The organism is Pseudomonas cerasi, assembly GCF_027983475.1.
GTDB lineage: Bacteria > Pseudomonadota > Gammaproteobacteria > Pseudomonadales > Pseudomonadaceae > Aquipseudomonas > Aquipseudomonas cerasi.
Window position 1 is genome coordinate 299,365 of sequence record NZ_JAQJVM010000004.1, and the last position, 26,374, is coordinate 325,738.

At 60.7% G+C, this 26,374-nt stretch carries 23 protein-coding genes; 9 read left to right on the top strand and 14 right to left on the bottom strand.

Annotated elements, in window-relative coordinates; translation table 11 throughout:
- The first annotated feature begins 2 nt into the window (after window positions 1–2).
- Window positions 3–1,208 carry an imidazolonepropionase gene (gene hutI / locus PI739_RS23045; protein ID WP_271352206.1) on the top strand — a complete coding sequence of 402 codons (1,206 nt, stop codon included), beginning with the start codon at window positions 3–5 and terminating at the stop codon, window positions 1,206–1,208.
- 11 nt (window positions 1,209–1,219) lie between these two features.
- Complete coding sequence (gene hutG / locus PI739_RS23050) at window positions 1,220–2,020, top strand: N-formylglutamate deformylase (protein WP_003350448.1); 801 nt, start codon at window positions 1,220–1,222, stop codon at window positions 2,018–2,020.
- Between the two features lie 156 nt (window positions 2,021–2,176).
- Here hutG and PI739_RS23055 read toward each other — a convergent pair whose 3' ends face one another.
- Window positions 2,177–4,435: a heavy metal translocating P-type ATPase gene (locus PI739_RS23055; RefSeq protein WP_271352207.1), complete on the bottom strand. Its 2,259-nt coding sequence runs from the start codon at window positions 4,433–4,435 to the stop codon at window positions 2,177–2,179.
- Between the two features lie 86 nt (window positions 4,436–4,521).
- Between PI739_RS23055 and cadR the strand changes: the two genes are divergently transcribed.
- Window positions 4,522–4,968 carry a Cd(II)/Pb(II)-responsive transcriptional regulator gene (gene cadR, locus PI739_RS23060; RefSeq protein ID WP_010434512.1) on the top strand — a complete coding sequence of 149 codons (447 nt, stop codon included), beginning with the start codon at window positions 4,522–4,524 and terminating at the stop codon, window positions 4,966–4,968.
- A gap of 61 nt (window positions 4,969–5,029) precedes the next feature.
- Here the strand turns inward: cadR and PI739_RS23065 are convergent, their stop codons facing one another.
- From PI739_RS23065 to PI739_RS23080, 4 genes are all read right to left on the bottom strand, one after another.
- Window positions 5,030–6,001: a thymidylate synthase gene (locus PI739_RS23065; protein ID WP_002555742.1), complete on the bottom strand. Its 972-nt coding sequence runs from the start codon at window positions 5,999–6,001 to the stop codon at window positions 5,030–5,032.
- Between the two features lie 52 nt (window positions 6,002–6,053).
- Entirely contained in the window at window positions 6,054–6,866 is an 813-nt protein-coding gene (gene lgt / locus PI739_RS23070; RefSeq protein WP_003432384.1) for a prolipoprotein diacylglyceryl transferase, read from the bottom strand.
- A gap of 689 nt (window positions 6,867–7,555) precedes the next feature.
- On the bottom strand, window positions 7,556–9,835 hold the full coding sequence (ptsP, locus tag PI739_RS23075; protein ID WP_002555744.1) for a phosphoenolpyruvate--protein phosphotransferase: 2,280 nt from the start codon (window positions 9,833–9,835) through the stop codon (window positions 7,556–7,558).
- Window positions 9,836–9,856: 21 nt separating this feature from the next.
- Window positions 9,857–10,336: an RNA pyrophosphohydrolase gene (locus PI739_RS23080; protein WP_002555745.1), complete on the bottom strand. Its 480-nt coding sequence runs from the start codon at window positions 10,334–10,336 to the stop codon at window positions 9,857–9,859.
- 142 nt (window positions 10,337–10,478) lie between these two features.
- Between PI739_RS23080 and PI739_RS23085 the strand changes: the two genes are divergently transcribed.
- Window positions 10,479–11,135 carry a histidinol-phosphatase gene (locus tag PI739_RS23085; protein ID WP_003372134.1) on the top strand — a complete coding sequence of 219 codons (657 nt, stop codon included), beginning with the start codon at window positions 10,479–10,481 and terminating at the stop codon, window positions 11,133–11,135.
- 13 nt (window positions 11,136–11,148) lie between these two features.
- On the opposite strand, the gene PI739_RS23090 is transcribed toward PI739_RS23085, so the two are convergent.
- The gene (locus PI739_RS23090; RefSeq protein ID WP_003343869.1) at window positions 11,149–11,577 is read right to left on the bottom strand and encodes a DUF2269 family protein; all 429 of its coding nucleotides are present in this window, start codon (window positions 11,575–11,577) and stop codon (window positions 11,149–11,151) included.
- 287 nt (window positions 11,578–11,864) lie between these two features.
- Window positions 11,865–13,379, bottom strand: a complete 1,515-nt coding sequence (gene ilvA / locus PI739_RS23095; protein WP_060708400.1) for a threonine ammonia-lyase, biosynthetic — start codon at window positions 13,377–13,379, stop codon at window positions 11,865–11,867.
- A gap of 161 nt (window positions 13,380–13,540) precedes the next feature.
- Here ilvA and rpiA point away from each other — a divergent pair, with 161 nt between their 5' ends.
- Window positions 13,541–14,212, top strand: coding sequence for a ribose-5-phosphate isomerase RpiA (gene rpiA / locus PI739_RS23100; RefSeq protein ID WP_003343875.1), 672 nt, complete (start codon window positions 13,541–13,543; stop codon window positions 14,210–14,212).
- Window positions 14,213–14,257: 45 nt separating this feature from the next.
- Here rpiA and PI739_RS23105 read toward each other — a convergent pair whose 3' ends face one another.
- From PI739_RS23105 to PI739_RS23120, 4 genes are all read right to left on the bottom strand, one after another.
- Window positions 14,258–15,163 carry an SdiA-regulated domain-containing protein gene (locus tag PI739_RS23105; RefSeq protein ID WP_271352208.1) on the bottom strand — a complete coding sequence of 302 codons (906 nt, stop codon included), beginning with the start codon at window positions 15,161–15,163 and terminating at the stop codon, window positions 14,258–14,260.
- A 126-nt stretch (window positions 15,164–15,289) separates the two neighbouring features.
- Window positions 15,290–16,234, bottom strand: a complete 945-nt coding sequence (locus PI739_RS23110; protein ID WP_003372142.1) for an SdiA-regulated domain-containing protein — start codon at window positions 16,232–16,234, stop codon at window positions 15,290–15,292.
- Between the two features lie 182 nt (window positions 16,235–16,416).
- On the bottom strand, window positions 16,417–17,082 hold the full coding sequence (locus tag PI739_RS23115; RefSeq protein WP_002555752.1) for a fumarylacetoacetate hydrolase family protein: 666 nt from the start codon (window positions 17,080–17,082) through the stop codon (window positions 16,417–16,419).
- Between the two features lie 65 nt (window positions 17,083–17,147).
- Window positions 17,148–18,542, bottom strand: coding sequence for a D-2-hydroxyglutarate dehydrogenase (locus PI739_RS23120; protein WP_003372145.1), 1,395 nt, complete (start codon window positions 18,540–18,542; stop codon window positions 17,148–17,150).
- 160 nt (window positions 18,543–18,702) lie between these two features.
- Here PI739_RS23120 and serA point away from each other — a divergent pair, with 160 nt between their 5' ends.
- Window positions 18,703–19,932: a phosphoglycerate dehydrogenase gene (serA, locus tag PI739_RS23125; protein WP_002555754.1), complete on the top strand. Its 1,230-nt coding sequence runs from the start codon at window positions 18,703–18,705 to the stop codon at window positions 19,930–19,932.
- Window positions 19,933–20,142: 210 nt separating this feature from the next.
- Here the strand turns inward: serA and PI739_RS23130 are convergent, their stop codons facing one another.
- Together PI739_RS23130 and PI739_RS23135 are read right to left on the bottom strand one after the other, a co-directional pair.
- Window positions 20,143–20,580: a DUF4399 domain-containing protein gene (locus PI739_RS23130; RefSeq protein WP_011269266.1), complete on the bottom strand. Its 438-nt coding sequence runs from the start codon at window positions 20,578–20,580 to the stop codon at window positions 20,143–20,145.
- A gap of 138 nt (window positions 20,581–20,718) precedes the next feature.
- Window positions 20,719–21,354 carry a 2OG-Fe(II) oxygenase gene (locus PI739_RS23135; RefSeq protein ID WP_003372149.1) on the bottom strand — a complete coding sequence of 212 codons (636 nt, stop codon included), beginning with the start codon at window positions 21,352–21,354 and terminating at the stop codon, window positions 20,719–20,721.
- Window positions 21,355–21,495: 141 nt separating this feature from the next.
- On the opposite strand from PI739_RS23135, the gene PI739_RS23140 reads away from it, so the two are divergent.
- Together PI739_RS23140 and PI739_RS23145 are read left to right on the top strand one after the other, a co-directional pair.
- Window positions 21,496–22,254 (top strand): DUF2059 domain-containing protein, encoded by a 759-nt coding sequence (locus tag PI739_RS23140; RefSeq protein WP_003372151.1) that lies wholly within the window; start codon window positions 21,496–21,498, stop codon window positions 22,252–22,254.
- A 51-nt stretch (window positions 22,255–22,305) separates the two neighbouring features.
- The gene (locus tag PI739_RS23145) at window positions 22,306–22,497 is read left to right on the top strand and encodes a hypothetical protein (RefSeq protein ID WP_003372153.1); all 192 of its coding nucleotides are present in this window, start codon (window positions 22,306–22,308) and stop codon (window positions 22,495–22,497) included.
- Here PI739_RS23145 and PI739_RS23150 read toward each other — a convergent pair.
- A complete protein-coding gene (locus tag PI739_RS23150; RefSeq protein WP_248671047.1) occupies window positions 22,494–23,435 on the bottom strand; it encodes a phospholipase BipL in 942 nt (313 codons plus the stop codon). The two genes, PI739_RS23145 and PI739_RS23150, sit on opposite strands and share 4 nt — an antisense overlap.
- Window positions 23,436–23,705: 270 nt before the next feature.
- On the opposite strand from PI739_RS23150, the gene PI739_RS23155 reads away from it, so the two are divergent.
- The gene (locus PI739_RS23155; RefSeq protein ID WP_058416235.1) at window positions 23,706–26,093 is read left to right on the top strand and encodes a penicillin acylase family protein; all 2,388 of its coding nucleotides are present in this window, start codon (window positions 23,706–23,708) and stop codon (window positions 26,091–26,093) included.
- Window positions 26,094–26,374 lie beyond the last annotated feature (281 nt).

Consider the following 26,374-nt stretch of genomic DNA (forward strand, 5'->3'; position numbering starts at 1 on the left):
GAATGAAAACGCTCTGGAAAAACTGTCACATCGCAAGCATGGCGCACGGCAAATACTCGATCATCGAGCATGCCGCCATCGTGACCTCCGGAGCGCTCATCGAGTGGATCGGGCCTCAGGCCGAGCTGGCCGAGCCGGAACATGACAACTGCATCGATCTGGGCGGTGCATGGGTCACGCCCGGCCTGATCGACTGTCACACCCATACGGTGTTCGGCGGCAACCGCAGTGGCGAGTTCGAACAGCGTCTGCAGGGCGTCAGCTACGCAGAAATAGCGGCAGCGGGCGGCGGTATTGCCAGCACGGTGCGTGCGACTCGCGCCGCCAGTGAAGATGAGCTGTACGCCAGTGCCGAGCGCCGCTTGCGGCACTTGCTCAAGGACGGCGTCACGACCGTCGAGATGAAGTCGGGCTACGGGCTGGACCTGGAAAACGAGCGCAAGATCCTGCGGGTGATTCGTCGTCTGGGCAACACCCAGCCAGTCACCGTGCGTGCCACCTGCCTGGCCGCCCATGCGCTGCCGCCGGAATACGCCGATCGCGCCGACGATTACATCAACCACATCTGCAACGACATGCTCCCGGCGCTGGCAGCCGAAGGGCTGGTCGATGCGGTGGATGCTTTCTGTGAATACCTGGCGTTTTCACCTGCGCAGGTCGAGCAGGTGTTCATCACCGCAGGGCAGTTGGCACTGCCGGTCAAACTGCATGCCGAGCAGCTGTCGTCATTGGGTGGATCGAGCCTGGCCGCGCGCTACAAGGCGCTGTCGGCGGATCATCTGGAGTTCATGACCGAGGACGACGCCATCGCCATGGCGGCTGCCGGAACCGTCGCGGTGCTGCTGCCGGGGGCGTTTTACTTCCTGCGTGAAACGCAACTGCCGCCGATGGACGCGCTGCGCAAGCACGGCGTGCCGATTGCGATTTCCACCGACCTCAACCCTGGCACCTCGCCGGGCCTGTCATTGCGCCTGATGCTGAACATGGCCTGCACGCTGTTTCGCATGACGCCCGAAGAAGCACTGGCGGGGATGACGTTCAATGCCGCCAGGGCGTTGGGCATGAGCGCGACCCACGGCTCGCTGGAGGTCGGCAAGGTGGCGGATTTCATCGCCTGGAACATTGAACGGCCGGCTGATCTGGCCTACTGGCTGGGCGGCGATCTGGACAAACGTATCGTGCGCCACGGCGTCGAATCATCGATCTGAAGGAGAGCCCTGTGGATAACGTTCTGACATTCAAGCGTGGCCGTATTCCGCTGCTGATCAGCATGCCGCATGCCGGTCTGAAACTGACCCCGGTGGTCGAAGCCGCGCTGGTGGACGAAGCCTTGAGCCTGCCGGATACCGACTGGCACATTCCGCGTTTGTATGACTTCGCCGCTGAATTGGGCGCCAGCACCCTGGCCGCCGAATACTCGCGCTTTGTCATCGACCTCAACAGGCCGTCTGACGACAAGCCCATGTACGCCGGTGCGACCACCGGCCTGTTTCCGTCGATCCTGTTCGATGGCGTGCCACTGTTCAAGGACGGCCAGACGCCCAGCGCCGAGGAACGAGCGCGGTATCTGCAACAGATCTGGACGCCGTATCACCAGACGCTGGAGCAGGAACTGCAGCGCATGCGTGACGAGTTCGGCTATGCGCTGCTGTTCGACGCCCACTCGATTCGCGGCCACATCCCGCACCTGTTCGACGGCCGCCTGCCGGACTTCAACCTGGGCACCTTCAATGGTCTGAGCTGCGACCCGGAACTGGCCAGCCGACTGGAGCAGGTCTGCGCAGCGGCCAAGGACTACAGCCATGTGTTGAACGGACGCTTCAAGGGCGGCCACATCACCCGCCACTACGGCAACCCGGCCAACAACATCCACGCAGTACAGCTGGAGCTGGCGCAAAGCACCTACATGGACGAATTCGTGCCCTTCCACTACCGCCCGGACCTGGCCGAGCCGACCCGCGCCGTGCTAAAGCCACTGCTGGAAACCTTCATCGCCTGGGGGCAGGAGCGCTTTGGCTGATGAAGGCGGACGCCGAGCGTCCAGAAAGGCGCTACCACGCGGAGCGTGGGAGCGATAGCCAGTGATCGGAGCCGGTGGCCATGATTATCGTTCCCATGCTCCGCGTGGGAATGCCGTTTGGACGCTCCGCGTCCGCCCTTCAACGTTGCCGACTGATCACTTCTTGAGCAAGCGCAAACCGTTGAACACCACCAGCAAGCTCACGCCCATGTCGGCAAACACCGCCATCCACATGGTCGCCAGGCCCGCGAAGGTGATGCCGATGAACAGCACCTTGGTCACGATGGCCAACACGATGTTCTGCTTCAGCACCGCCGATGTCCGGCGTGAAAGCGCAATGAATGTTGGAATCTTGCGCAGATCATCGTCCATCAGGGCGACATCTGCTGTCTCGATAGCCGTATCAGTGCCTGCAGCGGCCATCGCGAAACCGATCTCCGCACGGGCCAGCGCAGGCGCATCATTGATACCGTCGCCCACCATGCCTACCCGGTGATTACGGCCGTAAAGCGCCTCGATCGCACTGAGCTTGTCGGCAGGCAGCAGATTACCCTGCGCTTCATCGATGCCGACCTGATCGGCAATCGCCTTGGCGGTGTGCGGGTTATCACCGGTCAGCATGACCGTCTTGATGCCCAGCTCGTGCAACTGGGCAACGGCTTCGCGGCTGGTCTCCTTCACCGTATCGGCGACGGCAAACAGCGCGATCGGGCCAGAGGCGTCAAGCAACAGCACCACGGTCTTGCCCTGCATTTCCAGCGCATCGAGCCTGGCTTCCAGCTCCGGCGAACACAGGCCCAGCTCCTCCACCAGGCGATGGTTGCCCAGGTGATACATCTGGCCGTTGATCTCGCCTTTCACACCCCGCCCACCCAGCGCCTCGAACGCGCTGACTTCATGCAGCGTCAGGCTGCCATCGGCGGCCTTGGCAATCGCCTGGGAAACCGGGTGATCTGAACGCCCGGCAAGGCTCGCGGCAATCACCGGGGCACTGTCGGCAACAGCAGGGTTCAATGGCACATAATCAGTCTGCACCGGTTTGCCGTGGGTCAACGTGCCGGTTTTATCCAGGGCCAGGTAATCGAGCTTCTCGCCCATTTCCAGATAAACGCCACCCTTGATCAAAATCCCCTTGCGCGCCGCCGCTGCCAGACCGCTGACGATGGTCACCGGCGTGGAAATCACCAGCGCACATGGGCAGGCCACCACCAGCAGCACCAGCGCCCGGTAGATCCAGTCATACCATTCGCCGCCGAAGAACAGCGGCGCGACCAACGCCAATGCCAACGCGACGACGAACACCACTGGCGTATAGATACGGGAAAAGCTGTCGACAAAGCGCTGGGTCGGCGCACGCGAACTCTGCGCCGCTTCTACCGCATGAATGATGCGCGCCAGCGTCGAGTTGTTCGCGGCGGCGGTTACGCGGTACTCCAGCGAACCGGCCTGGTTGATGGTGCCCGCGAAAACCTTGTCGCCGACTGTCTTTTCCACCGGCAGGCTTTCACCGGTAATCGATGCCTGATCGATCGTCGAGCTGCCGGACACCACTTCACCGTCGAGTCCGACACGCTCGCCCGGCTTGATCCGGACGATAGCCTCCAGTTCGACGTTTTTGGCGTCGATTTCCTGCCAGCTGCCATCCGCCTGCTTGACGGTGGCAAGCTCAGGCGTCAGTTGCATCAGGCCACTGATCGCATTGCGCGCGCGGTCCAGTGACTTGGCTTCGATCAACTCGGCGATGGTAAACAGGAACATCACCATTGCCGCTTCCGGCCACTGACCGATCAGAATGGCGCCGGTCACCGCGATGCTCATCAGCGCATTGATGTTCAGGTTGAAGTTCTTGAGTGCGATCCAGCCCTTCTTGTAGGTCGTCAGCCCGCAACTGAAGATCGACACCAGCGCCAGCAAAGCAACCACCCAAGTCGGGCCGAGCGAAGCAAAATGGACCACTTCTGCACCCAGCGCCGCAGCGCCGGACAACGCCAGCGGCCACCAGTGTTTCTTCACCACCGGCGCCGAGTCGGCAGACGCTGCACCTTCCTCGATCGGCTCGGCCTGCATGCCAAGTGAACTGATAGCCTCACGAATCGGGTCGGTGGACGGCAGGTCGTGCCAGACCCCCAGCATGCGGTTGATCAGGTTGAATTCCAGCTTCTGCACACCGGCCAGCTTGCCCAGCTTGTTCTGGATCAGCGTCTGCTCGGTGGGGCAATCCATCGCCTCGATACGGAAACTGCTCAGACGACCACCCGCTGCAGACGCTTCGCCAAAGGTCACTACAGCGGGCTGTGCATCGCTGGAGCAACACGAATGGGCATGCTCCACGGGCTTTTGCTCGTGCGCGTGCTCGCCGTGATCATGGTCATGGTCATGGTCATGTGCGGGGGAATTCTTGATCGTCGTGCCCATTCGTTGTGGCTCCAGGATTCTGCTTGTTGCCAAGTGAACACCCTGTAGCCACTATAGGGTCAAGCACTCAAACGAGATGGGTCCACATGAAAATCGGCGAACTGGCAAAACTGACCGACACCCAGGTCGAAACCATCCGTTATTACGAGCGCGAAGGCCTGCTGCCCGCCCCCGCCCGCAGTGACGGCAATTACCGGCTGTATACCCAGGCGCACATGGAGCGCCTGTCGTTCATCCGCAATTGCCGCAGCCTGGACATGACCCTCGAAGAAATCCGCAATCTGCTCAACCTGCGCGACAGCCCGCAGGACCAGTGCGAAAACGTCAACGCCCTGATCGACGAACACATCGAACACGTCAACGCCCGAGTCGCAAGCCTGCAAGCGCTCCAGGAACAACTGCTCGACCTGCGCCGCCGCTGCAGCGATGGCACGACAGAACATTGCGCGATACTGGAGAGGCTGGAAGTGACGGGGGCTGTGGCAGCGCCAGAGGGCGAGCCTTCACATGTGGGGAGGAGTCATGGGCATTGAGAGGGGTTTGACACCTCTCGTTCCTCAGGCGGGAACGAGAAGGTCATAGCGCGAAGCCCTCTTAGACCGCCATCGGCGCCGTCATTGCCGGGTGGTGCTGGTAGCCTTCCAGGGTGAAGTCCGAAGGCTCGATCAGTTCCAGCCATTCAGGCTGGTACACACCGGTCTTGGCAAACTCGGGTACACGATCGGAGATGACCAGTTTCGGCATCGGGTACGGCTCGCGGGTCATCTGTTCGTTGAGCATGTCCAGATGGTTTTCGTACACGTGGGCGTCGCCGATGAAGTAGGTGAACCAGCGCGGCGTGTAGCCGGTCAGGCGGCCGATGAGGCTCAGCAGCGCGGCGCCTTCGGTCAGGTTGAACGGCGTGCCGAGGCCCAGATCGTTGGAGCGGATGTACAGCGTCAGCGAGATTTCGCGGGTCTGCGGGTTCGGGTGCAGTTGGTACAGCAGGTGGCACGGCGGCAGGGCCATTTCATCGAGCTGTGCGCAATTCCAGCCGTGGAACAGGATGCGGCGGCTGCCTGGGTCGTTGATGATGGTGTCGACGCACTGACGAATCTGGTCGATGGCCTTGTACAGGACCACGAACGACTGACCGTCTTCTTCGGATTCGGCAATCTGACGATACCCTTGGCCCAGCGCCAGTTCGATGGCCGCGACATTGCCGGCATCGATACGCTTGTAGGCTGGCCACTTGCGCCATTGCACGCCATAGATTTCGCCCAGATCGTCCTCGCCCTTGCGGAACGGATTGTTCAGCCACTGAGCGTTTTCGTTGGCGTTCTGATCCCAGACCTTGCAGCCCAGTTCGCGGAATTCCGCAGCGTTGTTCACGCCACGCAGAAAGCCGACCATCTCGCCGATGGCCGATTTGAAGGCCATGCGCCGTGTGGTGATCGCCGGAAAACCTTCCTGCAAGTCATAACGCAGCATCGCACCCGGAAAGCTGATGGTGTTCACGCCGGTACGGTTGGCTTGCAAGGTCCCGTGCTTGATCACATGAGCGACCAGTTCCAGATATTGCTTCATAAATCACCTGCCTTGTTGAACGCGCCGGGTGCTGACACCCGGCGTTTCGGTATTAAGCCGCTGCCTTGCTGGCAGACGGTTCGCGCTTGTAGGCCAGCCAGATCAGGAACAGGCCGGCGATGATCATCGGCAGACTGAGGATCTGGCCCATGGTCACCCAGCCCCACGCCAGATAGCCCAACTGGGCGTCAGGAACGCGGACGAACTCGACCACAAAGCGGAAGATCCCGTAAAACAGCGCAAACATGCCGGAAACGGCCATGGTTGGACGCGGTTTGCGGGCGTACAGATTGAGGATGATGAACAGCGCAACGCCTTCCAAGGCGAACTGATACAGCTGCGAAGGATGACGCGCCAGTTGCGCAGGGTCGCTGAACGGCGGGAAAACCATCGCCCACGGCACGTCGGTCGGCTTGCCCCAAAGCTCGGCATTGATGAAGTTGCCGATACGCCCGGCACCCAGGCCGATCGGCACCAGCGGAGCAACGAAGTCCATCAGTTGGAAGAAGCTTTTGCCGTTGCGCTTGCCAAACCACCAGGCCGCGATCATCACGCCGACAAAGCCGCCGTGGAACGCCATACCACCCTTCCAGACTTCGAAGATCAGCAGCGGGTTGGCGATGTAGGCCGACAGATCGTAGAACAGCACGTAGCCCAGCCGCCCGCCGACAATCACGCCCATGGCCAGCCAGAAAATCAGGTCGGAGAGTTTTTCCTTGGTCCAGGTCGGGTCGAACTTGTTCAGGCGACGCGACGCAAGCAGCCAGGCGCCGCCGATACCGACCAGGTACATCAAACCGTACCAGTGAATTTGCAGCGGGCCGATAGCGACGGCTACCGGGTCAATCTGCGGGTAAGGCAGCATTGCGACTCCTCAATTGGAACGCCCTTGCGAGCGACTGAATCAGGCGCGCATGTTACCGGAGCCCGGCAGGATGCTCTAGCGGCGACCGATGGAAGCCGCCTGAACGAAATGAAAAAAGATACGCCTGATGTGTCCAGCCGTACGCTTAGCGCTTCCGCGCACAGCGTTATAGACAGGTGGAGCGCACTGAATACGTGCCTTACAGGCTTCTGCCCCCAGGGCGCAGGAGCGAACCGGGCAAGGCTTGGCGTATTCGCGAAGATGGTGATTCAGACAATGCATTTTCGGCGATCATGCCGGCCTCTTCGCGAACAAGTTCGCTCCTACGGGGCAGTGTGTACCCCTGTGGGAGTGAGCTTGCTCACGAAGGCGGTAGCCCAAACGCCCCATTCCCCGGAGTCTGTACCGGCCTCTTCGCGAACAAGTGAACGTCGACCGGCCCGCCCCAAAGGTGCATGTGTCCCCCTGGTGGGAGTGAGCTTGCTCACGAAGGCAGTAGCCCAAACGCCCCATTTCCCGGAGTCTGTACCGGCCTCTTGGCGAACAAGCGAACATCGGTAGCCCAAACGCCCCATTTCCCGGAGTCTGTACCGGCCTCTTGGCGAACAAGCGAACATCGACCGGCCCGCCCCACAGGTGCATGTGTACCCCTGTGGGAGTGAGCTTGCTCACGAAAGCATTGGTAGCGCTTAGTGCCCTTTGACCGAGCTCGGGTTGATCATCCGCGACAGGCCGAGGTTTTTCAGCGCCAGTTGCAGAGAACTGCTGATGACTTGCGGGTTATCGTTGGTCATCAGTTGCGCCAGCAGTTCCTTGGCCTTGCTGAGGTTGATCTGGCGCAGCATCCACTTCACTTTCGGCAGGTTGGTGGCGTTCATCGACAGGCTGTCGAAGCCCATCGCCATCAACAGTACCGCTGCTGCCGGGTCACCCGCCATTTCGCCGCAGATGCTCACCGGCTTGCCCTCGGCGTGGGCATCACGCACCACGCTTTGCAGCGCCTGAAGCACTGCCGGGTGCAGGTAATCATAGAGATCGGCCACGCGCGGGTTGTTGCGGTCGACCGCGAGCAGGTATTGAGTCAGGTCGTTGGAGCCGACCGAGAGGAAGTCCACCTGACGCGCCAGATCGCGGGTCTGGTAGACCGCGGCTGGCACTTCGATCATCACGCCCACCGGCGGCATGGGCACGTCGGTGCCTTCGTCGCGCACCTCGCCCCAGGCGCGGTGGATCAGGTGCAGCGCTTCTTCCACTTCGTGGGTGCTGGAGATCATCGGCAACAGAATGCGCAGGTTATTCAGGCCCTCGCTGGCCTTGAGCATGGCGCGGGTCTGGACCAGGAAAATTTCCGGGTGGTCGAGGGTGACGCGAATACCGCGCCAGCCGAGGAACGGGTTGTCTTCCTTGATCGGGAAGTAGGACAGCGACTTGTCGCCACCGATGTCCAGGCTGCGCATGGTCACCGGCAGTGGATGGAAGGCGGCCAGTTGCTCGCGGTAGATCGCCAGCTGTTCCTTTTCACTCGGGAAGCGCTGGTTGATCATGAACGGTACTTCGGTGCGGTACAGGCCCACCCCTTCGGCGCCACGCTGTTGCGCACGCGCCACGTCGGCCAGCAGACCGGTGTTGACCCACAGCGGCATGCGATGCCCGTCGAGAGTGACGCAAGGGAGTTCGCGCAGGGCATCCAGGCCCTGGGAGAGCTGACGCTCCTCCTCCACCACCTTGCCGAACTGCTTGCGCATGATTTCGCTGGGGTTGGTGAAGACTTCGCCATGATAGCCGTCGACCACCAGATCGATGCCATCGACCTTGGAGTAAGGGAAGTCCACAAGGCCCATGACCGTGGGAATGCCCATGGCCCGCGCCAGAATCGCGACGTGGGAGTTGCCGGAACCCTGAACCGACACCAGGCCGACCAGTTTGCCTTCCGGCACTTCGCCGAGCATGGCCGGGGTCAGCTCCTCGCTGACCAGAATCGTATTATCGGGATAGACCAGCGCCTGTTGTCGCGCCTCCTGGAGGTAAGCCAGCAGACGGCGGCCCAGGTCCTTGACGTCCGACGCCCGCTCGCGCAGGTAGGCATCGTCCATCAGCTCGAAACGTTTGACGTGCTCACTGACCACCGAGCGCAAGGCACCCTGCGCCCATTGACCGGTCTTGATGACGTCGGTCACTTCGCTGCCCAGCGAGGCGTCGTCGAGCATCATCAGGTAGACATCGAACAGCGCCCGCTCTTCGGGACGCAACTGGGTGGCCAGTTTGGCTGACAGGGTGCGCATGTCATTGCGTACGCCTTCCAGCGCGTTCTGGAACAGCGCCAGTTCAGCGGCGATGTCAGTGACGGTCTTGTCGGGGACCACTTCCAGATCGGCAGGCGGCAGCATGACCACGGCGACACCGACCGCAGCACCCGGCGAACCGGCCACACCCACGAACTTGGCTTCCTGAATGCCTTTGCCCTGACGACCCAGACCGCGGATCGAGCCGGTCGCTTCGGCATGCGCGATAACGCCCGCCAGTTGCGCGCTCATGGTGACCAGGAAGGCTTCTTCGCCCTCGTCGAACTGACGGCGCTCCTTTTGCTGGATGACCAACACGCCAACCACGCGCCGGTGGTGGATGATCGGCGCGCCCAGGAACGAGGCGTAACGCTCTTCGCCGGTTTCGGCAAAATAGCGATAACGAGGGTGATCTGCGGCGTTTTCGAGGTTCAGCGGTTCTTCGCGCGTACCGACCAGGCCGACCAGGCCTTCATTCGGCGCCATGCTGACTTTGCCGATGGAGCGCTTGTTGAGGCCTTCGGAAGCCATCAGGACAAAGCGGTTGACCTCGGCATCGAGCAGGTAGACCGAGCAGACCTGGCTGCCCATGGCCTCCTTGACGCGCAACACAATAATGCCCAACGCCGCCTTGAGATCCTTGGCGGAGTTAACTTCCTGGACGATCTTGCGCAGCGTATTGAGCATGGCTCGGGGTCGAACTCCGTGTCAGTCGCGCGATAAGAGGCGCGGGGCAAGCTCTTTGAGTGCGCGTCGATACACCTCGCGCTTGAATGTCACCACCTGGCCTAACGGATACCAATAACTGACCCAGCGCCAGCCATCGAACTCCGGTTTACCGGTCAAATCCATCCGCACCCGCTGCTCGTTGGAGATCAGGCGCAGGAGAAACCATTTTTGCTTCTGGCCGATACACAGCGGCTGGCTGTGGGTACGGACCAGTCTTTGCGGCAGACGATAGCGCAACCAGCCCCGAGTGCAGGCAAGTATTTGCACATCATGTCGTTCCAGACCGACTTCTTCATTCAATTCGCGATAAAGCGCGTCTTCCGGCGTCTCCTGCGGGTTGATACCCCCTTGAGGAAACTGCCAGGCATCCTGGTTAATACGCCGAGCCCATAGGACCTGACCAGCATCGTTTGTCAGAATAATCCCGACATTAGGACGGAAACCATCGGGGTCGATCACGGCAACAACCTCGCAAACGCATGTCGCCGCATTGTTCCACAAAGGCGATCAAACCAGCAACGAGGCTTATCACCTTATGTGAAGACTTGTGAAAACCTCGTATTCTGGGGCTCTTTTTTCAACTATTTCAGCGAGTAACCCTATGCGCCTGGCTTTATTCGACCTCGACAACACCCTTCTGGGCGGCGACAGCGATCACGCCTGGGGCGATTACCTGTGCCGGCGCGGGATCCTTGATGCCGCGACCTACAAGACCCGCAACGACGAGTTCTATCAGGATTACCTGGCCGGCACGCTGAACATGACCGACTACCTGAATTTTACCCTGGAGATTCTGGGCAACACTGACATGGCGCAGCTTGAGCAGTGGCATCGCGAGTTCATGCGCGACTGCATCGAACCAATGATGCTGCCCAAGGCGCTGGAATTGATCGCCAAACACCGAGAGGCTGGCGACAAGCTGGTGGTGATCACCGCCACCAACCGCTTTGTGACAGCACCTATCGTGGCGCAGCTGGGCATCGATACCCTGCTGGCGACCGAGTGCGAAATGGTGGATGGACGCTATACCGGTCGTACCACGGGTGTGCCCTGCTTCCGTGAAGGCAAGGTGACACGCCTCAACCAGTGGCTGGAAGACAACGCGTTCAGCCTCGAGGGCAGCTATTTCTACAGTGACTCGATGAACGACCTGCCTCTGCTGGAGCAGGTGGCCAACCCGGTCGCGGTCGATCCGGACGATAAATTGCGTGCCGAAGCCGAGCGACGCGGCTGGCCGGTGATTACCCTGCGCCACTGAGTGCTGGCAATACTCAGGCCGGTTTGAAGCCCGTCAGACCGGCCATTGCCACGAAGCACACAACGCTGATCACCGTCAGCGCCAAGGTGAAGCCGCGCTTGCCACCTTTGGCACCAAGACGCAAGCGGTTGAGCCTGGCCACCAGCCAGACCCAACTGCACAGCCCCAGGGTGTAAAGCACGCTGCTGCCCAGCACCCAGGTCTGGCCCAGTGACAGGCCTTTCAAATGCACCAGCCACCAGCCACTGAACGGCAGCGTCGCCAGGCAAACGGCCATCAACACCCAGAAAAACAGCAATGGCCGCTTGAGCAGGCGATTCTGCACGGTCGTGTCGCCTTCAAGACGCACCTTGACCACCCCGCTGGCCAACACCAGCGCGCTGATCAGCAACAACGCGATGGCGACGATGTGCAGGGTGTTAAGGGTGGTGATGGGTTCCATGACGCGGTGTTCCTCTGGAATCGGGCTTGGGTGAGTTTAGCAGTGTGGACACAAGAGCCGTGCCCTAAGCGCTATCGCGCCCGTGCTCCACGTGGGCATGCCGGTCTGGACGCTCCGCGTCCTCTTGCGACGCAGAGCGTCGTGAACTGCATTCCCACGCTGGAGCGTGAGGAACGATAGTTGTCAGTCAGATCCCCATCGTGCCCATGCTCCGCGTGGGTATGCCGGTCTGGACGCTCTGCGTCCTCTTGTGACGCGGAGCGTCGTGAACGCGAGATATCCCGGCCTTAGCCCAGAAACAGCCTGTACGCCGGGTTCTCGCTCTCGTCCCAATACGGGTAACCAATCTCATCCAGCGCAGCACCGACCAGATGCCGCTCTTCCTCCGGCACCACCAGCCCGGCAACCACCCGGCCGTCAGCAGCGCCGTGGTTGCGGTAGTGGAACATGGAGATGGTCCAGCGGCCGCCCAGACGGTTGAGGAAGTTGAACAGCGCGCCCGGTCGCTCCGGGAACTCGAAGCGCAGCACCACTTCATCATTGACCCGCTCGGCATGCCCGCCAACCATGTGGCGAATATGCAGTTTGGCCAGTTCGTTGTCGGTCAGGTCCAACACCGGGAAGCCCTGGCCGGTCAGGCTGGCGATCAGGGCGCTGCGTGGGTCGTTCTCGGGATGGGTCTGCACGCCGACGAAGATATGCGCCTCGCGATCAGTGTGATAGCGGTAGTTGAATTCGGTGATCTGCCGCTTGCCGATGGCCTCGCAGAACGCCTTGAAGCTGCCCGGTTGTTCAGGAATCGTCACCGCAATGATTGCCTCGCGGCCTTCGCCCAGTTCGGCGCGCTCGGCCACGTGACGCAAGCGGTCGAAGTTGACGTTGGCCCCTGAATCAATCGCCACCAGCGTCTGGCCGCTGACGCCGCGCTGCTCGACATATTTCTTGATCCCGGCCACGCCCAGCGCGCCGGAGGGCTCGGTGATCGAACGGGTATCGTCGTAGATGTCCTTGATCGCCGCGCAGATCTCGTCGGTGCTGACGGTGATCACTTCATCGACATAATGGCGGCACACTTCGAAGGTGTGATGGCCGATCTGCGCGACCGCCACGCCATCGGCAAACAGCCCGACCTGGCTCAGCACCACGCGCTCCCCGGCGGCCATTGCCGCTTGCAGGCAGTTGGAGTCGTCCGGCTCGACGCCGATCACCCTGATCTCCGGGCGCAGGTATTTCACATACGCCGCGATACCGGCAATCAGACCGCCGCCCCCGACAGGAACAAAGATCGCATCCAGTTGGCCCGGTTGCTGACGAAGGATCTCCATCGCCACGGTGCCTTGCCCGGCGATGGTGTCGGGGTCGTCATACGGATGGATGTAGACGAAGCCCTGCTCATCGACCAGCTTCAGCGAGTAGGCCAGCGCTTCCGGGAAGGAATCGCCGTGCAGCACCACGGTGGCACCCCGCGAGCGCACACCTTCGACCTTGATCTCCGGCGTGGTGCGCGGCATGACGATGGTCGCCTTGATCCCCAACTCGCGTGCCGCCAACGCCAGGCCCTGGGCATGATTGCCCGCCGACGCCGTCACCACGCCCCGTGCAGTCTGCTCTGCGGGCAATTGCGCGAGCTTGTTGTACGCGCCGCGAATCTTGAACGAGAACACCGGCTGCAGGTCTTCGCGCTTGAGCAGCACCTGATTGCCCAGCCGTTCGGACAGCTGGCGAGCGCCTTGCAGCGGCGTTTCGATGGCAACGTCGTAGACGCGGGAGGTGAGGATTTTCTTGACGTACTGTTCAAGCATCGGGGTGGCATCACTGACGAAGCGGGCAAGGTCGGGAAGTCTACTCTGCACACCGAAAGACGACCATACGAATGACAGGGCTTTGCGGCGCAGTCGCCGCTATAATGCGGGCCTTTTTTGCATCCCCCTCTTCTACCTACATCAGGCACCGTGGAGCCCGCATGACCCAGGATCAACTCAAACAGGCAGTCGCCCAGGCAGCTGTCGACTTCATCCTTCCGAAGCTCGATGACAAAAGCATTGTGGGCGTCGGCACCGGCTCCACGGCTAATTGCTTCATCGACGCACTGGCAAAGCACAAGGCCGCCTTTGACGGCGCCGTCGCCAGCTCGCAAGCCACTGCGGCGCGCCTGAAGGCGCATGGCATTCCGGTCTATGAGCTGAACACGGTCAGCGACCTGGAGTTCTATGTCGACGGAGCCGACGAAAGCGACGAGCACCTGAACCTGATCAAGGGCGGCGGCGCGGCACTGACTCGCGAGAAAATCGTCGCGGCCGTGGCCAAGACCTTCATCTGCATCGCCGACGGCAGCAAGCTGGTGCCGGTGCTGGGCGCGTTCCCGCTGCCGGTCGAAGTCATTCCGATGGCCCGCAGCCACGTTGCGCGACAACTGGTGAAACTGGGCGGCGACCCGGTTTATCGCGAAGGTGTTCTAACCGACAACGGCAATATCATCATTGATGTGCACAACATGAGCATCACCAATCCGGTGGAACTGGAAGCTCAGATCAACGCCATCGTCGGCGTGGTCACCAATGGCCTGTTCGCCGCCCGTCCGGCCGACCTGTTGCTGCTGGGCACCACTGAAGGCGTGAAAACCCTGACGCGCTGATAAAATCGGTCGTGCCCACGCAAGGTGGGCATGACCCTCACAGGCTCAAGGCTTGCGGAACACGTAAAACAGGTTCGGCTCGCTCACCAGATACAGCGTCCCTTCTGCGTCCATAGCCATCCCTTCAGCCTGCGGCACGTCCTTGCTCAGCCCCATCGCCCCTTTTGCCAACGAGCCGCTGCCAATCGGATGACCGCTGGTGTCGAGTTCAAGAATGCGCTTCGACTCATCGGACAACGCCAGCAAATGGCCGCTGGTTTCATCGAATTGCAGGCTGGAGAGGTCACGAACCGACAGTCGGCCGTCGCGCTTGCTGTTGGAGATGACCTGCAGATTGCCGGGAGCCTCGGAGTTGGTCCTGGGAAAGCCGCGCACTTCGATGATCTGCACCGGATCACGCTCGCGGGCGACAAACAGGCGCTTGCCGACCGAATCATAGGCCAGCCCTTCATAGCCCTTGTTGCCACTGGCGGTGATGCCCAGCGTCAATTGTTCTGCCTGGGCAGCGTCCAGACTTTTGGTGTTGTCATCGACGTGAATCTGAATCAGCCGGAGCCGGCGCTCATCGCTGATCACATAAGTGCCCGGGCTGATGTATTCGACAGCCTCGGCATCACCGAACCCGACCAGCGGAATGCGCCGCAGCACACGACCGTCCAGGCTCAGCTCGACCAGTTCGGGGTTCTGGTTGGTCACCGTAAACAGGCTCTTGCGGTCCGGGTCGAAGCTCAGGCCCGAGACATCATCCTGCAGCCCGTCGATCACCTGTGCTTCGGTGACGACGCGGTACTGATCCAGGCCAATGGACTGAAGCGAGTCGGACTGCCAGAACACCTGCCAGTCGAACAGGGCACTTTCAACATAGCGGTATCGCTGATTGGCGATCACGAACACAACGATCAGGGGTACAAGGGCCAGAAGCAGGACTAAAGAGCGAGTAGAGCGACGCATGAAGGGTGACTCGGGCAGATTGAGCGGACGGGATTGATACCATGCCATCCTGAAAGCAAGCTTAATGGCATGGTGCTATATTTTTGCCGATTGTGTATCGGCGACCTGTGTAGTTGCCGTCCAGGCTCAGTGCTTGTGAAGCGCCCGGTGAAACGAATAGAACAGGTTCGGTTCGCTGACCATGTACAGCGTACCGGCCTCATCAAGGGCCACGCCTTCTGCGCGCGGAATTGTGTCCTTCAAACCGTTCATGCCGCCCAGCAGGGTCATGAAGCTTACCTGCTCGCCTTGCTCGTCGACTTCCAGCAACAAGTGCGAATCGGCAGACAGCGCGAGCATGTGGCCGGTGCGCGGGTCGATGCTCAATGACGACAGATTGCGCATGTCCAGCGAGCGACTCGACAGCGGTTGCTTGTCGCCTTTCAGCACGTCACTGCCATCACTTTTCCAAGTGTACAGCGCGGGAGGTCGCTCCTCGCCCAGTATCAGCTGCTGACGCTGTGGGTCCCAGGCGATACCTTCGAAGCCCTTGTTCTGGTTGGCAGACTTGCCCAGTTCGTACTGGGGGAAATCCGCGATGTTCAGGGTGGTGGTGTCGGCGTTCACTTTAACGATGGTCAACTTGTGTTGGCGCTCATCAGTGATCGCAATCAGGCCATCGTTCATGACGGCGACACCTTCCGGATTGCTCCAGCCCACCAGCGGGATCTTGCGCAGTACATCGCCCGTGAGCGTCAGCTCCACCAGAAACGCATTTTTGCCCATGACCGCAAACAGCGTTTTGGTGACCGGGTTATAGGACAGGTCGGACGCCTCGTCCTTTTCCATGCCCGGCAGCACCTTTGCGTCGATATCCACATGGTAGTCCGGCAGCCAGATACTGGCGTGACGACCTGCCTTGCTCTCGAACCGCTCCTGAAACCAGAGCAGCGCGCGATCATCCCAATGCATGATGAAGGCCAGCCCATAGCCCAGCAAGGCAACCACCAACAACCACGAGTACCAGCGCATGTTGCGTAAGTAAGCGAAGCGTTTTTTGTTACGAGGCGGCGTTGCGGCAGTACTGGCCATTCATGTGTTCCTGAGCAAATGAGACTTCATGACGACGTGGTGCCCTTGCAGGGACGGCCGGATTATCCGGAACAGGTGTGAAAAAAACGCAAAATCGGCGGAACTATCAGTCACTCCACAAACAAAAGCCACCCGGGAGTGATCCCGCGTGGCTTTGGGTACAGCTTGAAGATGCTGTCGGATTACCTGACGACGCTCTCGAACGGCGTCTGCCCGACCAGTTCCAGCGCGATCTGGTCGCCGGCTTCGAACGGCCCGACACCGGCAGGCGTGCCGGTCATGATCAGGTCGCCGGCCTGCAGCGAGAAGTTGGCTGCCATGTGCTGGATCATCGGCACGATCGGGTTGAGCATCATGTTGCTGTTGCCGTCTTGAACCACCTTGCCATTGAGGGTCAGGCGGATACCAATGTCCTCCAGATCAGGGAAGGTCTCGGCGGGCACGAACGGCGGAATCACCGCAGCGCCGTCGAAACACTTGGCCAGCTCCCACGGCAGGCCTTTCTCACGCAGACGCGACTGGACATCACGCAACGTCAGGTCCAGGCCGGGCGCAAAGCCGCTGATCGCGTCCAGCACTTCTTCGCGCGAAGGGTTCTTGCTCAGGGGCTTGCCGATCAACACCACGATCTCGGCTTCGTAATGCACCGAACCGCGGTCTGCCGGGATAGTGAAGCCACCCTCCAGCGCAACCACCGCGCTGCCGGGTTTCATGAACAGCAGCGGCTCGGTAGGCACCGCGTTGCCCAGTTCCTTGGCGTGTTCGGCGTAGTTACGCCCGATGCAGACCACTTTACCCAGCGGGAAGTGAATGTTGGTGCCATCGACATATTTGTGCTGGTAGCTCATGACGTCTCCTGAGGCTGTAAGAGGCAGCCTGCTTATTGTTGCGACGGATCAAATGTTGCGACGGATCAAACGGCGAAGATTTTGCCGGGATTCATGATCCCGTTGGGATCGAATACCGCTTTCAACGCCTTCATGTATTCGATTTCGACCGGCGAGCGACTGTACGTTAAATAGTCACGTTTGGTCATCCCGACGCCATGCTCGGCCGAAATCGAGCCGTTGTACTTTTCGACGGTCTCGAATACCCACTTGTTGACCCGGGCACATTTGACGAAGAACTCGTCCTTGTCGAGGCCCTCGGGCTTGAGGATGTTCAGGTGCAGGTTGCCGTCGCCAATGTGGCCGTACCAGAGCACTTCGAAGTCTGGGTAGTGTTCGGCAACGATCGCGTCGATTTCAGCCAGAAACTCTGGCACTTTCGAGACAGTGACCGAGATATCGTTTTTGTACGGTGTGAAGTGCGAGATGGTTTCGGAGATGTACTCGCGCAGCTTCCACAGGTTGCGTAATTGCTGTTCGCTCTGGCTCATCACGCCGTCCAGCACCCAACCCTGCTCGACGCAGTGCTCGAAGGTCGCCAGGGCCTGATCGGCCAGGTCGTCGGTGGTCGCTTCGAACTCCAGCAACACATAGAACGGGCATGGCGTGTCGAAAGGCGACGGCACATCACCGCGCGCCATGACCCGGGCGAAGGATTTGTCCGAGAAGAATTCGAAGGCGGTCAGGTCGAGCTTGCCGTGAAAGGCATGCAGCACCGGCATGATCGAGTTGAAGTCGGAAGTGCCCAGCACCATCGCGGTGAGGTTCTTCGGCGCACGGTCGAGGCGCATGGTCGCTTCGACGACAAAGCCCAGCGTACCTTCGGCACCGATGAACAACTGGCGCAAATCGTAGCCGGTGGCGTTCTTGATCAGGTCCTTGTTCAGCTCCAGCAAGTCGCCCTTGCCGGTGACCACCTTGAGGCCGGCGACCCAATTGCGCGTCATGCCGTAGCGAATGACCTTGATACCGCCCGCATTGGTGCCGATATTGCCGCCGATCTGGCTGGAGCCCGAAGAAGCGAAGTCGACCGGATAATAAAGGCCGCTCTCTTCAGCCAGCGCCTGTAATTGCCGGGTGATCACGCCAGGCTGACAGACCGCCGTGCGGTCGGTGAGATTCAGATCCAGCACCTGGTTCATGTAATCGAACGAGACGACCACTTCACCGTTGGCCGCCACCGCGGCCGCCGAAAGCCCGGTGCGTCCACCCGAAGGCACCAGCGCCACGAGCCGCTCATTGGCCCAGCGTACGATGGCCTGCACCTGTTCGGTGGTCTTGGGGAATACGATGGCCAGTGGCGCAGGAGTGAACTGCTTGGTCCAGTCCTTGCCGTAAGTTTCCAGAGAACCGGCATCGGTGAGTACCTTGCCAGGGTCAACCAGGGTCTGCAGCTCATCAATCAAAACGCGATCGGTCATTGAATCAACTCTCGAACGATTCATGGGCATCCTGAGAACGGTTCACGTTCGGGATGAGGTTTCGCGGGGCTCATATGCTAGCATACGCCCCCCGCGAGTCGTGCCCAGAGCCGATCCGGCCACCCCCTGCCAATTTTCTTCGGGACACAGGTTTACGCAGATGAGCAAGACTTCCCTCGACAAGAGCAAGATCAAGTTCCTTCTTCTCGAAGGCGTCCACCAATCCGCTGTCGACGTCCTCAAGGCAGCCGGTTACACCAGCATCGAGTACCACACCAAGTCTCTGCCGGAAGCCGAACTGAAAGAAAAGATCGCCGACGCCCATTTCATCGGTATCCGCTCCCGTACTCAGTTGACCGAAGAGCTGTTCGATTGCGCCAAGAAACTGGTTGCGGTCGGCTGCTTCTGCATCGGCACCAACCAGGTTGACCTGAACGCGGCGCGCGAGCGCGGTATCGCAGTGTTCAATGCGCCCTACTCCAATACCCGTTCGGTCGCCGAACTGGTACTGGCCGAAGCCATCCTGCTGCTGCGCGGTATCCCCGAGAAGAACGCTTCCTGCCACCGTGGCGGCTGGATCAAGAGCGCGGCCAACTCCTTCGAGATCCGTGGCAAGAAGCTGGGCATCATCGGTTACGGCTCGATCGGTACGCAGCTGTCGGTGCTGGCCGAAGGTCTGGGCATGCAGGTGTACTTCTACGACACGCTGACCAAACTGCCGCTGGGCAACGCCACTCAGGTGTCGAGCCTGAACGAGCTGCTGGGCATGTCCGATATCGTCACCCTGCACGTTCCGGAAACCTCGGAAACCCAGTGGATGATCGGCGAAAAAGAAATCCGCGCGATGAAGAAGGGCAGCATCCTGATCAACGCCGCGCGTGGCACGGTGGTCGAGCTGGACGCACTGGCTGACGCTATCAAGGACAAGCACCTGATCGGCGCCGCCATCGACGTGTTCCCGGTCGAGCCGCGCTCGAACGACGACATCTTCGAAAGCCCGCTGCGCGGTCTGGACAACGTGATCCTGACGCCGCACATCGGTGGTTCCACAGCCGAAGCGCAGGCCAACATCGGTCTCGAGGTGGCGGAAAAGCTGGTCAAGTACAGCGACAACGGTACGTCGGTGTCCTCGGTCAACTTCCCGGAAGTGGCGCTGCCTGCGCACCCTGGCAAGCACCGCCTGCTGCACATCCACGAAAACATCCCGGGCGTGCTCAGCGAGATCAACAAGGTCTTCGCCGAAAACGGTATCAATATCTCCGGTCAGTTCCTGCAGACCAACGAGAAAGTCGGCTACGTGGTCATCGACGTCGACGCCGAATACTCCGACCTCGCCCAGGCCAAGCTGCAACAGATCAAAGGCACCATCCGCAGCCGCGTTTTGTTCTGATCCGAGCGCCGTGCCCACCCCGTGTGGGCACGCATCCTGTAATTCCCCGCGCTACACCGCCCCACTCAAGACAGGACGCAGAGCGTCCGGAACTGCATACCCACGCGGAGCATGGGCACGATCAGTGTTCTTCCGGACACCGATCGTTCCTCACGCTCCAGCGTGGGAATGCCGTTCGTGACGCTCTGCGTCACACAAGCACTGACAGCCCTACTTCACATTGATGGTGATCTTCTTCGACTCGACCGAAGGGTTCAGCGGCATGTGGCCTTTGTCGCCCATCAGCAATTGCAGGGTGTGCTGGCCCGGCGGCAGGTTGATTTCGGTTTCGGTCTGGCCCTTGCCGAAGTGGCGGATGTTGTCGCTGACCGGCAGGGGTGCATTCATCGCCGGCTGGTCCTTCACGTCGATCAGCAGGTGATGGTGACCGGTCTCGGGCACATCGACACCCGCAGGCGCGACGCCCATACCCTTGAGGCCGAATTGCACCTTGAACGGTGAGGTGACGGTTTCACCGTCCTTGGGCGAGATGATGTACACCTCGGCGCCTTCAGGGGCTGCGGTGCGGGGTATATCGGCGGCGCTGGCCAGCATGGATGCGCTGAGCAACAGTCCGGCGACCATCGTTCCAGAAAATAAGGATTTCATGATTGCTCCGGCTGCAGTTGACGTAAGTCGACCCTCACACGACGAATCCGTCGGTTCAGGAGTGCTCACGATAGACCGCAGTCAGGCCCAATGGCTCATTGCGTTGATGAAACTGTTTTCATGAACGCAGCCCGCAGGTCACTGGAACAGCTCGTTGCCCCGGCGTCTGAACCACCCCGTCAGTGACAGACGATCACGACTGGCGGGCATGACTTCATGGGGAATTTCGCCGGACAGAAAGACCACCAGACAGCCGCCCGTAGGCTGAACGTCGTAAGCCACCTCGTCCTTGAGGTACATGCGCAACTGACCGCCGTGCTCGGGCAGCCAGGCGTTGTTGAGGTAGAGCACCGCCGACACCATGCGCCTGTCGTCATCGCGGAATCGGTCCACATGCCTGAGGTAGCGGGCACCCGGCGGATACAGCGCAAAATGGCTTTCGTAATCTTCCAGGCCGAGGAAAAGGCCGCGATTGAGCGCCTGACGCAAACTGTCCATCAGCTCGAGATAGTGGTCGCAGCACTGCACCTGCCCCGGCTCGAGCCACTGAATGCGGTCGCCACGAATGCCCTCGCGTATTTCCAGCGCGGTTCCCTTGCCAATCGCGGCAGGCTCAAGCTCGCCTTCGGCTGCACGTTTGCGGCACTCTTGCTCAAGTTCCAGAGTCAGAGCTTCGGGCAGGAAAATATTCTGCTGCGACCAGCCGTTGGCGGCCAGATCGTCGACGATTCGTAACAGCAGTGGGTGGTCAGAGGGTATGCGCATGGCGTGCATAGTATCCATAAGCCCTGAAATCGGACAGAGGCTTATACATGCGGTATCAAACGCATGAGATTTCATTCACCGAAGGCACTCATAACTCGACAAATCCACGCTAACACCGGGAGAATAGCGGCCTGCCGACAGGAGTCCCCAATGCGTCGTTTGTTTGTTTTGCTGTTGATGTTCTGCACCTCACCTGCCTGGGCAGACAGCTACGATCAGTTGTACAAGTCTGCAGGCTGGCCGGAACAGCGCGCGCATTTCAACGATGCCCTCAAGGCTGCCCAACAGCGTTACAGCAACAACCTGCCGCCTGCGGTTTATCAAGCGCTGGTCAACAACAGCAATCAGCGTTTCGCCCCCCAGGCCATGGACCAGCGCGCGTCGAAGCGCCTGCGTGAAAGCCTCAAGGACCCTGCCCCGTCACTGCAGTTTTTCCAGTCACCGCTGGGCCGCAAGATCGTCAATGCCGAGCTGACCGCCACCCGCGCCGATCAGTTGGCCAAACATGCCCAGGGGCTGCCGCATATCGAAGCGGACGCGACGCGTCAGTTGTTGATCGGCCATCTGGCCCAGGCACTGCCTGCCAGAGAGGCCGGCGCGGAAGTCAGTCTTGCCATCGCAGGCGTTGCCGCCGACAGCCTGAGCCAGATGATCCCCGGCCTGCTGGGCGGAGGACAGGCGCAGGGCATGCTCGAAGGCCAGCGCGAGCGCCTGATGGCGCAGATGAGTGCTGACCTGAACAACACGCTGCTATACGTCTATCGCGACCTGTCGGACCCTGAGCTCGAAGAATTCTCGACCTTCGCCGAGTCGCCGGAAGGCAAAGCCTATTACCAGGCCGCTCTTGCCGCGATTCGTGCCGGTCTGGCGGTCGGACAGAGTGCGTCGAGCCTGAATCCCGGACAGTAAAAACCGTTCAGGCCTTCAAGCGCCTGAGGTCAAAGGAATGGACACCAGCGTATGAAAGACTCATTGGCTTTGCTCGCCACCGGTATCGTAATGGCCTTTTTCTCCTGGCTGTTCTGGAGTTCTCTGGGGCAGGACGCCTTTGCCGTGTTTGGGGCGCTGATGCTCGTCGTACTGGCCCTTGAAAACTATCGCCTGCGCCGACAGGTCAAGGCGCTGCAGGCCGGCAAGGCTGAAAAAGTCTAACGAAGTCGCCCTTTCAGAAAATCAAAATACCGAGCCCGCAGCTCTGGCGTTTCGTTGGCCAGATGATGCCGGGCATGCCTGAGCATCAGAATCTGCGGTTGGCTGAATTTGTCTTTCAGAATCGCCAGATTGTGCGACCAGTCGACCGTCATGTCCGCCTCACCCTGGATGATCAGCGGGCTGCGCAGGCTGCGCGGCGCGCTTTCGACACGCACGATCCATTGCGCCAGCGCGCCGACCCAGGCCGTGGGCAGTCGCAGCGGCTGTAACGGATCGGCCATCAGAAAAGGCAGGAACGCGGGTGCATTGGAGTTTTCGGTGAAACGGCGGGCAATGCCCTTCACGAACGGTTTGAGCAGGTGATAACTCAGACGCGACCAGCCCCACGCACGCGGCCTGACCAGCGGTGCCAGCAGGATCACCTCACCCTGCGCGGGCGAGTCTGCCCCCTGATGAAGCAGGTGATCCGTTACGATGGCACCGCCCATGCTTTGTCCGCACAGGTGCCAGGGATGTGGCAGCCCAAGACCTTCAGCTTCGAGCAGCAGGCGTTGCAACACCAACTGGTACTCGGCGAAGTCATTGATACAGGCGCGACTGCCGCTCGACAGCCCATGCCCCGGCAGGTCGCAGGCGATCACGGCAAAGCCTTGCTCCAGAGCCCACTCGATTACATGCCGGTACAGGCCCATGTGGTCATAGAAGCCGTGAAACAGAAACAGCGTGGCGACCGGATTGTCAGGCAGCCAGACCTGACCGACCACCTCATAGCCCGCCACATCGAGGCGCCCCAGCCAGCTGCGTATGACGTTTTCGCCACACAGTCCGGCAAGACCGTAGAAGCGCTGATAGGCCAGTCCCTCCATGGAAAGCGGATCAATAACGCTCAGCGGCAGCAGGCTGGCACGCAGGTTATCGGGGTCGAACGTGACGGACATGTGGTTTCCAGATTTCAACAAATGACTCGTAAAGTTGTGTAACGATATTCTTCTGTCTGCCCCGGCATGGCAAGCTAAGCGGCTGTAATCGCAGACATCTGTCATTGAACGTGCACATTGCTGTCTGCACACTGGGCGATGCTCGCGAGCTCACCTGCCCGAATTCGCCCTGAAGCCGTTTCGAACGGGCTCTTGTGTCGGGTTTCATCGAATCAACCGCGTCACAACGATAGTCTTAATTCCCGCCTACGCCATTTACAGAGAAACCGGATGAAACGCAGCCTCTTCATTCTAGCCATCATCTTCGCCCTGCTTGCGGGTGGCGCGGGCTGGTACGTAAATAGCAAACTGCCGGTACGTGACGGCGAGATCGCCATGAGCCGTCTTCAGGCCCCCGTCACCCTGCGCTACGACGAGCGTGGCGTGCCGCACATCCGCGCCGAGAACGAAGCCGACCTTTACCGCGCGCTCGGCTATGCCCATGCTCAGGACCGGCTGTTCCAGATGGAAATGCTGCGTCGCCTGGCACGCGGTGAGCTGGCAGAAGTACTGGGGCCGAATCTGCTCGAGACCGACAAGCTGTTTCGCAGCCTGCGCATTCGTGAACATGCGGATGCGTATGTCGCACACCAAGACAAGAACACCCCCACCTGGAAAGCGCTGGAAGCCTACATCGACGGCATCAACCAGTATCAGGATACCCACGCAAGGCCGATGGAGTTCGACGCGCTGGGCATTCCCAGACGGCCGTTCACCACAGAAGACACGGTCAGCATCGCCGGCTATCTGGCTTACAGTTTTGCTGCGGCGTTCAGAACCGAGCCACTGCTGACCTACGTCCGCGACCAGCTCGGCCCGGAGTACTTGAAAGTCTTCGACCTGGACTGGCACCCGGACGGCATGCTCGACTCGAAACCGGCACTGGCCGACGCCGACTGGAAGGGTCTGAATCAACTGGCGCAGTTGAGTCACAAGACGCTTGAAGATGCTGGCCTGCCGCAATTCGAGGGTAGCAACGCCTGGGTGATTTCCGGCAGCCGCACGCAAAGCGGCAAGCCGATTCTCGCGGGCGACCCGCACATCCGCTTCTCGGTGCCTTCGATATGGTACGAAGCGCAGCTATCGGCGCCGGGTTTCGAACTGTACGGACACTTTCCGGCGCTCAACCCGTTCGCGCTGCTGGGCCATAACATGGATTTCGGCTGGAGCCTGACCATGTTTCAGAACGACGACGTGGATCTGATCGCCGAGAAGACCAACCCGGACAACCCGAATCAGGTCTGGTACCACGGGCAATGGGTGGACATGAAACGCACCGAGCAGCAAATCACCGTCAAGGGCCAGGCCCCGGTCACACTGACGCTGCTCGAATCGCCGCACGGACCGATCGTCAATAACGTGATGGGCAAGAACGCCGGCCAGACGCCAATCGCGATGTGGTGGTCGTTTCTGGCATCCGCCAACCCGGTGCTGGACGGTTTCTATGAGACCAACCGCGCCGATACGCTGGACAAGATGCGTAGCGCGGCCGAGAAGATTCAGTCGCCGGGCCTCAATATCGTCTGGGCCAACGCCAAAGGCGATATTGGCTGGTGGGCGGCGGCGCAACTGCCGATCCGTCCGCAGGGCGTCAACCCCAGTTTCATTCTGGACGGCAGCACGGCACAGGCCGATAAGCTCGGCTTTTACCCGTTCAGCGCCAACCCGCACGAAGAAAACCCGGCGCGTGGCTACATCGTGTCGGCCAACTTCCAGCCGCAGTCGCCGACCGGCATGCCGATTCCCGGCTACTACAACCCGGCCGAACGCGGCCAGGCGCTGAACCGGCAACTGAGTGACTCCAGCATCAAATGGGACTTGGCCGCCAGCAAGGCGCTGCAACTGGGCACGCAGACCGACTATGCACCGAGTATTCTCAGGCCATTGATTCCGGTACTGCGCAGCGCTGTCAGCGACCCGGACGAACTGGCACTCGTGGAGCGACTGGCCAGTTGGAAAGGTGATTACCCGGTCAATTCGGTGGGTGCCACGCTGTTCAATCAGTTCCTGTTCGACCTGACTGAAGAGACCTTTCACGACGAACTGGGCGACGCGATGTTTGAAACCCTGCTGTCGACCCGCGTCCTGGACGCTGCGCTGCCGCGCCTGGCCGCCGATGCCGACTCGCCGTGGTGGAACAATCGCAATTCACCCCACGAAGAAAGCCGTGCCAACACCGTCAAGGTGGCCTGGCGCGCCACTGTTTCGCACTTGAGGTCGCTGTACGGCACCAACCCGGATGAATGGGTGTGGGGCAAGGCGCATACCTTGACTCAAGGCCACCCGCTGGGTTCGCAGAAGCCGCTGGACATGATCTTTAACGTCGGCCCGTATGCCGCGCCGGGCACGCATGAGGTGCCGAACAACCTGTCATCGAGCATCCGTCCTGCCCCGTGGCCAGTCGGCTACGGCCCCTCGACCCGCCGCCTGATCGACTTCGCCGACCCGGCGCACAGCCTGGGGATAAATCCGGTGGGACAAAGCGGCGTGCCGTTCGACAAGCACTACTCGGATCAGGCCAAGGCTTTCGTGAACGGCGAGTACCTGCCGCAGCGCTTCAGCGAGAAGGACGTGGCCGAGCATACGGAAGGGGTTTTGCGGCTGGTGCCGGGGGCCTAGCGACACGCTTTGCGCCGAGTCCGGAAACGGGGCTTCTGCCCGGAGGGCGTGGGAGCGAGCTTGCTCGCGAGCTGTCGGGCACCGACAGTGAAACCTTCACGTACGGTACATCAGGCACAACCGGGTTTGACTATCGTGCCAATGCTCTGCATTGGCATGCCTTTCGTGACGCTCCGCGTCACAAGTCTGCGTAGCACCGCGCTATCAAGATCGGACGCAGAGCGTCCAGAGCTGCGCTCCCACGCTGGAGCGTGGGAGCGATAAACCGAGATAGCTAGTTG